Raw genomic sequence first — 1,429 nt, forward strand, 5'->3', positions numbered from 1 at the left:
GTATTGATCTCGGCGTAAACTATATTCGCGGCTTGCTCGTTGATTTGGAGGGTAATGTCATTGCCGAGCATCAACGCAGCTTAAAGCGTCTTGACCCCGAATTTACTCTATTGCAGCTTGCTGAATGTATAGAGGGCTTGATCGCTAAAGCACCCGAAAGCGCATATGGCATTGTGGGCATTGGCGTTGGAGTTCCGGGTATTGTAGATGGTGACGGGACTATTTTATTCGCACCCAACCTAAAGTGGCGGAATGTGGAGCTTCAGCGATGGTTGGAAGATCGATTCGAGCTTCCTGTCACTATCGACAACGAAGCGAATGCCGGTGCGCAGGGTGAACAAAAATACGGCGCAGGCCGCGGTATTCCAAACCAAATTTATGTTAGTGTCGGAATCGGTATTGGTACAGGCATTATTCTGAACAAGGAGCTGTACAAAGGAGCTTCTGGCTTCTCTGGGGAGCTCGGTCATTTATCTATTGAATACGACGGAAAGCCATGCAGCTGCGGAAATTTAGGCTGCTGGGAACTATATGCGTCGGAGAATGCCTTACTTGAGCGGGCTGCTCTTCTTGGCTTCGACAGCTTAGAGGAGTTACTTTCTGCTGCCTCTGCAGGCAACGAAGAAGTTCACGCTCTCATTCGCTCTATCGGCGATTACTTGGGTGCCGGAATCGCGAATATCGTCAACGTGTTCAATCCGAACGTTGTAATTATCGGCAACCGAATGAGCCGCGCAGCCGAATGGTTGGAGCCCGCTGTTCAGGCGGCGGTTAATCGGCGTACTTTGCCTTACCACCGTGAGCAAATGAGAATCCTATTCGCAGAGCTAGAGGATCAATCCGCCGTGCGTGGCGCGGCCTACTACGCGATCAGCAAGTTTTTCACTAAGATAAAGAGCGGCCAGTAGGTAAATTCTTAGTTGTCTTATGCAATAACAACTCGCTATTGGCTGTCTTCCTCCTGCGTGAGCTAGCTTCACTATTGTCTTTCTTGTTAGTGAGCTAGCTTCACTATCGTCTTTCTTGTTAGTGAGTATATTTCACTAAAGTATGAGGCTTTCCTCACTAATTCCCACTTTAATAGAACCATATTTCGGATTAGTGAGGCAAACCTCACTCGCCATGAGGAGTTCTTCACGGGGAGTGAGGTCTGCCTCACTTTTTTCCCATTAACCTTCTGATCGGACAAAAAGTGTGAGGAATGCTCAGTAAATAATGAACTTTCCTCACTCTTTCATCCATTCAGTTTCTTTGCGACTATTATCACCATAACTATCAATCCACGCGATGAACACCGACGATATCTTGCGTTTCACCGTCTACGGTTATGTCTACTGTTACTATTTTAGTGGTGCCATTATTGTAATATGCGGTAAACGTAAAGGTAATCTTACCTTTCGCTAGCTTGCTAAAAGCAGCGTCCCACAAC

Annotated in this window: 1 protein-coding gene; it reads left to right on the top strand. The window is 47.0% G+C overall.

Annotated features, from left to right (window positions below; all coding sequences use genetic code 11):
- Positions 1 to 908, top strand: a 908-nt coding sequence (locus AC1DWN_RS33710; RefSeq protein WP_477563179.1) for an ROK family protein, incomplete at its 5' end; no start/stop codon positions are given.
- Positions 909 to 1,429: the final 521 nt, after the last annotated feature.

The organism is Paenibacillus sp. P4_A7, assembly GCF_056402455.1.